The organism is Streptomyces sp. NPDC028419 (genome assembly GCF_055565515.1).
This window is the reverse complement of the sequence record NZ_JBVHUE010000017.1, coordinates 77,374-84,981: the sequence shown is the minus strand read 5'-3', so window position 1 is coordinate 84,981 and position 7,608 is coordinate 77,374. Positions and strand designations below refer to the sequence as shown.

6 protein-coding genes and 2 pseudogenes are annotated in these 7,608 nt (G+C 66.1%); 4 read left to right on the top strand and 4 right to left on the bottom strand.

Translation table 11 applies throughout. The features are described 5' to 3' along the window. Positions 1 to 127: 127 nt before the first annotated feature. A pseudogene (ku, locus tag ACZ4UB_RS20800) lies at positions 128 to 1,150 on the bottom strand (non-homologous end joining protein Ku); the annotation flags it as partial. 128 nt (positions 1,151 to 1,278) lie between these two features. On the opposite strand from ku (ACZ4UB_RS20800), the gene ACZ4UB_RS20795 reads away from it, so the two are divergent. From ACZ4UB_RS20795 to ACZ4UB_RS20785, 3 genes are all read left to right on the top strand, one after another. Next, entirely contained in the window at positions 1,279 to 2,445 is a 1,167-nt protein-coding gene (locus tag ACZ4UB_RS20795; protein ID WP_468072057.1) for a tyrosine-type recombinase/integrase, read from the top strand. An 887-nt stretch (positions 2,446 to 3,332) separates the two neighbouring features. Further along, entirely contained in the window at positions 3,333 to 4,928 is a 1,596-nt protein-coding gene (locus ACZ4UB_RS20790; protein ID WP_468072055.1) for a tyrosine-type recombinase/integrase, read from the top strand. 5 nt (positions 4,929 to 4,933) lie between these two features. Beyond that, positions 4,934 to 5,440: a DUF6262 family protein gene (locus ACZ4UB_RS20785; RefSeq protein ID WP_468072053.1), complete on the top strand. Its 507-nt coding sequence runs from the start codon at positions 4,934 to 4,936 to the stop codon at positions 5,438 to 5,440. Positions 5,441 to 5,461: 21 nt separating this feature from the next. On the opposite strand, the gene ACZ4UB_RS20780 is transcribed toward ACZ4UB_RS20785, so the two are convergent. Both ACZ4UB_RS20780 and ACZ4UB_RS20775 read right to left on the bottom strand, forming a co-directional pair. Further along, on the bottom strand, positions 5,462 to 5,818 hold the full coding sequence (locus ACZ4UB_RS20780) for a hypothetical protein (protein ID WP_468072051.1): 357 nt from the start codon (positions 5,816 to 5,818) through the stop codon (positions 5,462 to 5,464). Between the two features lie 70 nt (positions 5,819 to 5,888). Then, positions 5,889 to 6,149, bottom strand: coding sequence for a hypothetical protein (locus ACZ4UB_RS20775; RefSeq protein WP_468072049.1), 261 nt, complete (start codon positions 6,147 to 6,149; stop codon positions 5,889 to 5,891). Between the two features lie 174 nt (positions 6,150 to 6,323). Here ACZ4UB_RS20775 and ku (ACZ4UB_RS20770) point away from each other — a divergent pair, with 174 nt between their 5' ends. Then, the gene (gene ku / locus ACZ4UB_RS20770; protein WP_468072047.1) at positions 6,324 to 7,352 is read left to right on the top strand and encodes a non-homologous end joining protein Ku; all 1,029 of its coding nucleotides are present in this window, start codon (positions 6,324 to 6,326) and stop codon (positions 7,350 to 7,352) included. An 84-nt stretch (positions 7,353 to 7,436) separates the two neighbouring features. Here ku (ACZ4UB_RS20770) and ACZ4UB_RS20765 read toward each other — a convergent pair. Further along, a pseudogene (locus ACZ4UB_RS20765) lies at positions 7,437 to 7,577 on the bottom strand (non-homologous end joining protein Ku); the annotation flags it as partial. Between the last annotated feature and the right edge of the window lie 31 nt (positions 7,578 to 7,608).

Below are 7,608 nucleotides of genomic sequence, written 5' to 3'. Positions count from 1 at the left end.
AGGGAGAGGGGATGGCAATCCCCACACCATAACCCCCCCCCCCCCCCCCCACCCCTCCCCCGGGCGGGATCTGTACCTTCCCCCCCCCCCCCCCCCCCCCCCCCCCCCCCCCCACCACGTTCGCGTGTCAGGCCGAGGTGCGTCCCCGGGGGGCGGCCTTCTTCGTGGTGGACGTGGCGGACGCCGTCTTCGCCGCCTTCGTCGTCTTCACCGGCGTCTTGGCCGACGACTTGGCCGGCGTCCTGGCCGTGCTCTTCGTGGCCTTCGTCGCCTTGGTCGTCTTCGTCGCGGAGGCGGCCTTCTTCGCGCTCGGCGACGCCGCCGTCGACTTCTTGCCGGTGGCCGCCTTGGGGGCCGCGGCCGTCTTCGGGGCGTTCTTGCGGGCCGCCGGGGTCGCTCGGGAGGCCGACCGGCGGATCGGGGTGACCTCCGCCTCGGTCTCCGGCTCCGTCTCCGGCTCCGTCTCCGCCGCCTCGCCGCGCGACGCCTTGGCCGCCCGTACGCTCTTCTCCAGGGCCGCCATCAGGTCGATCACCTGCGCGTTCCCGCTCGCCTCCGGGGCCTGCGTCGGGGTCACGGCCTCCCCCGACTCCGACTTCGCCGCCAGCATGGCCTCCACCGCCGTGCGGTAGTCGTCGTGCAGCGAGGCCACCTCCACCTCGCCGAGCGTGGCCATCAGGGCGTCCGCGAGGTCCAGCTCGGCCTCCCGGATCGTCACCTTCGTCTCCGGTGCCACGCCCTCCGGCGCGCGGATCTCGTCCGGCCACAGGAGGCCGTGCATGGCGATGACGTCGTCCACCACGCGCAGCATGCCGAGCCGCTCGCGCCCGCGCAGCGCGAACTTGGCGATCGCGACCCGGTCGCTGCGCTTGAGGGCCTCGCGCAGCAGGGTGTAGGGCTTGGCCGCCGGGACGCCGTTCGCCGCGAGGTAGTACGCCGCGTCCATCTGGAGGGGATCGATCTGCGCGGCGGGGACGAAGGTCACGATCTCGATCGTCTTGGCCGTGGGCAGCGGCAGCGTGGCGAGGTCCTCGTCCGTGATCGGGATGACCGATCCGTCCGCCTCCTCGTACCCCTTGCCGATCTCGGCCGAGCCGACCTCCTCGCCGTCCAGCTCGCACACCTTGCGGTAGCGGATGCGGCCGCCGTTCTCTGGGGGTTCCTGATGTGTTGCGTGACGTACCGCAGTCCTCTCTCGTTGAGGAGGTCGGCACGGTTCTCCAGGGGTGTGGCTCTGTGGCGTGCTGTGGCGATCAGCTGTAGGGCTAAGGGGCGTACATGCAGGCATTCCTTGTACGGATGCCGTCCGGTGATGCGTACTGGACGGTCGTTGATGGCGATCTTCAGGTGTTCAGGGAAGCCGACCGGTTTCTGAGAGGGCTGCGGCTGAACCAAGCCCGAGCAGAGTCGACCACCAAGGCGTACGCGGGCGCCATCGCCCTCTTCCTTCGCTGGTCGCACGCCACGGGCCGAGACTGGCGGACGGCGGCCCGTGATCTCAGCTCCTTCATCCTCTGGCTGAAGTGGCAGACGTCGAGGTCAGAGGGCCGAACGGCCCCTCCCAGATCCGGAACGGAGCCGGCGCGAGGGGCCCGGCGCATCAACGGCGTGCTGGTCGCGGTGCGGGGGTTCTTGGCGCATGCGGTCACGGAGCGCTCGGTCCCTGGATGGGTTCTCGAACAGCTCTACCAGGTCGGTGACACCCGGGATCTTCCCGCTCAGGCCCAGACCGAGGACGGGCGGATGCGTACTCGGCTGAGGGCTCAGCACAGGCTTCCTGAGACGGAGAGCGAGGTCGACAGGGCCAGCGACGAGGAGATCGTCGCGATGTTCCGGGCCTGTCGATCGGCCAGGGACAGGCTGCTCGTGCTGTTGCTGTCCCGGGTGGGTCTTCGGCGAGGGCAGGCAGCCGGCTTGCGTCGCAGCGACGTGCACCTGCTGATGGACTCCAGCGTGCTGGGCTGCCGGGCGGAAGGCGCTCATCTGCATGTGGTTCGTCGACAGAACCCGAATGGGGCCTGGTCGAAGTCCAAACGTACGGTGGTCCTGCCGGTGGACTTCCTGGTGGTGCAGGCCTTCGACCAGTACACGCTGGAGCGTCATGAGCGACTGGGCTCCGCGGGCAGCGATTTCGTACTGGTCAATCTCTTCCGCGAACCGGTGGGGGCCCCGGTCACTCCGGACGCGGTCGGCGAGACGATCGAGAGCCTGGCCCGTCGGGCGGGTCTTGAGCGGAGGATCGCGCCGCACATGATGCGACATGCGATGGCGAGCAACGTGGCTGATGCCGGTGGCAGCCTCGACGAGATCCAGATGCTCCTCGGCCAGAAGCACGCGGAGTCCGCCCGGCCGTATCTACACCCGGCTTCAGCCCGGCTGCGCGCCGCGATCGACCGAGTCCCCTCTCCCCGGGGCCTCTCCACCGAGGAACCATCGTGCCGTTGAAGACTGTCCCCAGTGTGCTCCCCAGCGCCGACGAGAACCCTGTGGACGTCTCAGCACTGGGGGCTGAGCTGGACCCGGAGTTCTTGGCCCTTCTTGGATGGACTTGGCAGAAGAGAGTGCTGATCTTCCCGACAGACCACCCGCAGTTGGGTTCTCCGTCATGCCGGGTGAAGGGATGCCTCCAGACCAGCATTGCGCGAGGGTTGTGCTCTGGGTGCCGAACGCGCTGGAGGGCAGCGGGCAAGCCGCCGTTGGATGAGTTCGCGGAATCAGAACAGGGAATCCGGAGAATCGTGGGTGTCGAGGACTGCCTGGTGTCTGGCTGTGAGCGTCCGTTCCGCTCACGGAACACGCCTCTCTGCACGAGCCACGTGGGTTACATGCAGCGCCGCAACGTCTCGCTGGAGGAATTCCTCGCCCTTGATGACGTCGTTGGCCTGCCGGTCTTCGGTCCGTGCACGGTCTACTCCTGCTACCGGAAGCGCGACAGCAAGTCCTCTCCCTACTGTCACGCTCACCGAGTGCGCTGGCATAGCGTGCGGTCGCGGGGTCTTGTTGGAGCAGACGAGGAGGAGAGCTGGCGACTCACCGCGGCCCCTGTCACGGCGACGAACGAGATTAGCCTGCGAGGGCTGCCTGACCGACTGGTCGCAGAGATTATCTACGGAATGCAGGCCCGTACGACGGCTGGCCTTCACACGCTCCACTTCACATTGCGCACTCTCACAAACAGGTTGAGAGAGATGAAGGCACCGTCGCTCGCTGCCACGGACACGACTCAGCTTGCGCGAGGTATTCGCGGACTCTGTAGCAGTCTGGCCACGCTCGTTCGTCGCGCTGGACGAACCCCTGAGAGTGAGCAGTCGAAGGATGTGTGGGAGGGAGCTGTGTTCGGCCACGCCGGCCGATTGAACTTCACCTCGATCCGTCAGTCCTGGCTGCGAAACGCCGTGAAAGAGTGGGCCTTATTCACTCTGCCCCAACGTCGTGGCAGCGTCGTCGCCACGGTTCAAGATGTCGTCAATGCGTTCGCGGCTCTCTCTGAGAGCCTTGCGATCCAGCGCACCGATGGAGGCGACGATATCGAGGCTGTTGGTCGCCTTGACCTGGCGGCCTTCCTGAACCGCCTTGCCTACCTGCAACAGGCCGAGGCGATCTCGGCAAAGCAGCGTGTGAGGATCTGTCGGTACTTGGTCAACCATCTCGGCAGAATGAAATCACTCGGAATGGCCCGCCCAGGGAGGCCTCTCCATGGGTTGCCCGACGACTTCGCCTTACTCCCTGAGGATATCCCGGACGATTCGGAAGACTCAGAAGCGGGAAAGGATCTACCGTTGCAGGTGATGCAGCGGATCTGTGATCTGCTGCCCACGTTTGGCGAATTCGGGCGTCATGGGATCGAGAACCGGGTCGCGGTCGAGCTGTTGATCGACACCGGTCGCAGACCTCACGAAATCTGCCACCTCCGCTGGGACTGCCTGAAGCAGGACTCCGACGGTCAGTACGTGCTGATCTACGACAACTACAAGTCCCGGCGAAACGGCCGTCGACTGCCGATCTCGCAGGCAACCGCACAAGTCATCATGGAGCAACAGCAGCGCACGAGATCCGAGTTCCCGTCCACTCCCACCAGCGAACTCGCACTCCTGCCGACGCAACGCGCCAATCCCCACGGGCGTAAGCCGATCACATCCAGCTGGCTCTCCAGTCGCCACAAAGAGTGGGTGCATACCCTCCCCGACTTCTCTGCTCCTGCCCAGGTCGACGCGGATGGCGTCCTGGTCACCCGGATGCAGCCCTTCGACAAGTCGAAGATCTTCCTCTACGCCTACCGGCACACCTACTGCCAACGACACGCGGATGCCGGTGTCCCTGTCGATGTCCTGCGCGTCCTCATGGACCACCGGACCCTGAATACGACGCAGGGGTATTACCGAGTGACGGAGAAACGGCGGCGCGAGGCCGTGGACCGTGTCTCCACCATGCAGTTCGACCGGCATGGGAAGCGGGTCTGGCGCCAGGCCAAGGCCCTGCTGGATTCCGAGCACGCCCGGCGAGCCGTCGGTGAGGTCGCCGTCCCTTACGGCGTCTGCACCGAGCCATCCAACGTTGCGGCGGGCGGAAACGACTGCCCCGTCAGATTCCGTTGCGTGGGCTGCGGCCACTTCCGTACCGACGTCTCCTACTTGCCCGACCTGGAGGCATACCTCGCCGACCTCCTACGGAATCGCGAACGACTCGCGGCAGCCCTGGACGCCGACGACTGGGCCAAGGCCGAGGCCATGCCCTCGGATGAAGAGATCAGCCGAGTGAGGCGACTGATCAAGCGCGTCAAGGACGGCCTGGACGATCTCGATGCCAACCAGCGGGCCGAGATCGACGAAGCGATCACCGTTGCCCGCCGCGGACGTCAAGGCGTCATGCTGGGCATGCCTCGTGTCCGTCAGCCCCTGCCAGATCTCCGTCCTGCGAGGCCCGCATGACCAGAATGAGCGAAGGCCGCTCCGAGGAAGCCGCCCGGCGCCGAGACCGCGTCCTCCAGGCGATTACCACAGCTGTCAGCTCCGGCGAGGACGTATCCGTCTCGGCGATCGCACGAGCAGCCAGGGTCGACCGGTCCTTCTTCTATCGCCATCGCGACCTGCTGGAACGAATTCATGCCGCGGCCGCAGTTCCTTCGCCGGCCTCAGAGGCCGCGGCAGTCACCCGGGCGTCCTTGCAGGCAGACCTGTCGAATGCGCTGGAACGCAACTCCCGGCTGGCCCTCCGGGTTCGGCAGGTGGAGCGCCGGCTCTCCGAGTCCCTGGGCGAACAGGTTTGGCGCGACTCGGGCCTCGGCGCCTCTGTCGACATCGACCAGCTGCAACGACAGATCAGCCATCTCCAACAGCAAGTAGTCGATCTTCAGAGCCAGCTCGACGAACGAACGGAAGATCTGCAAGCAGCCCGGGCAGCCAATCGTGAACTCACCCGCGCGCTGAATCGGCCGGGCTGAGTGTCCGGGGTCAAGTGACCGTCAGGGCCTGAGCTTGTCCTGCTGAGGGTCGAGGCAGACCAGTCCCATGGACTGCGCAAGGGAAGCCGCGAAGGCCGAGGCCTCCTCGGCCATGCTCCAGCGCATCGGAAAGTAGATCAGTGGGCCACTGGCCTCGCCTATCAAGGGGCCGGTCGACCAGGGTGAGGTGTCCTCCTCGTCCTCGGTCAAGTCACACCACCGCTCCAGGAGTGCGGCGACATAGGCCGCGATGCGCTCGGTTGGCGGATGGTCGACGTCCGTGTCGATGAAGCGGTCATAGAGGTCACTGAAGACCCGGCCGGCGGTCTTGTCGTCCGCCGGCCGCTCGCCTTCCCAGACGGCCAAGTCGTAACTCATGCCCCGGAGGCTCTCACGCGACACGGACAACCAGCCGAGGCCGGCTACCGACAGCCATGGGAAACGGCCTTCAACGGGGCTCCGCTGCGGCGCTGGGACTGATCCTCCCGACCCACGAATTCGGTGTCACGGACGACCATGCGACGTCGATCTCAACATCGTGAAGGGTGCGGGTGAGGTCTGCCAGCTGTGTGAAGACCGCTGCCTGCACGTCCTCAGGCACCGCGTCGGCGGGCATCGGGACCTTGCCGCATCCGCCACGCGCGTCGTCGGCGACGAATGTGTAGGGCCATTCACCCCGGCCCGTCAGCAGGATGATCTCCTTGGGCACGCCGAAGGGCGGCTGCTTCTTCGCCTTCCGTCGTCTAGCCACCATGCCATTCAACCCAACGGGCTGCGAGGCCCGGCGAACGGGGGCGTCTCCGTATCCGTCCTCTCGGACGCCGCCAAGTGTCGCAGTCTCTGGCCCCGACATAGCCTGAGGGTCCCAGGGAAGGAGCGCGGCATGAGAGCGACCTGGAAGGGGGCCATATCGTTTGGGCTGGTCACGATCCCGGTCCAGCTCTTCACGGCCACGGAGGAGCACGACATCCCGCTTCGCCAGGTGCACGAGAAAGACGGCTCCAGGGTGCGGCAGCGGCGCGTATGTGAGGCCGAGGACGTTGAGATTCCGTACCAGGAGATCACCAAGGGCTATGAAGCCCCGGACGGCAGCATGATCATGCTGTCGGACGAGGACCTCGCCGATCTCCCCCTCCCCAGCAAAAAGCTCATCGACGTGCTGGCCTTCGTCGATGCCGAGACCATCGATCCGCTGATGTTCTCCAAGGCCTACTACGTCGGGACTTCCGATCGCGCGGCAGACAAGCCTTATGCCCTGCTCAAAGAAGCCCTGAGCGAATCCGGGCAGATCGCCGTCACAAAGATCGCCATCCGGTCTAGAGAGTCGCTCGCCGTGTTGCGAGTGCACGAAGACACGCTCGTGCTGCAGACCTGTCTCTGGCCCGACGAGGTCAGGCCTGCCGCCGGTGTCGCGCCGGAGGGAGAGGTCACGATCCGCCCCCAGGAACTGCAGATGGCCAGGTCCCTCATGGACATGCTGTCCCAGGACTTCGACCTGTCCACGCTCCACGACGAGTACCAGGAAGCCCTCCAGCAAGTGATCGAAGCCAGGCTCCAAGGCGTTGAGCTACCGCACGAAGAGGAAGCCGCCCCGACGGGCGGCAAGGTCATCGACCTCATGGCCGCCCTGGAGAACAGCGTCCGCGCGGCCAAGCAGTCGCGTGGGGAACGCGGTGCTGCCGAGGAGACGGAGGCCGAGGTCCGGGCCCTGCCTGTCCGCAAGACCGCGAAGAAGGCTCCGGCGAAGCAGGCGGCCCCTGCCAGGAAGGCGACGGGCTCCGCGGCGAAGAAGACGGCCGCATCACCGAAGGAAGCCGGCGGGAAGAAGACCACCGCCGCTACGAAGAGCACGGCCAAGGCCACCGCGAAGAAGACCGCGGCCAAGAAGACCACCAAGCGGGCCTCTGCCTGAACCCACCTCGCGCCACGCCTGTTGCACCCTGACACGTCACCCGATCGGCTCTGACCTGCCCTGATTCTCCGCAGATCAGCGCGCGACAGCCGCGACCTCCAGAGAACCGCCGTCGGCGGTGTGGATCTGCCGGAAGGAGATCGCATGGTTCTCGGTGGCGTTCACGAGCTTGATCGGGATGCTGACCAGGCCGAAGGAGATGGCCCCGTTCCAAATGGATCGCACGGTTCCTCCTGTTTCGTGGCAATCTCATCGT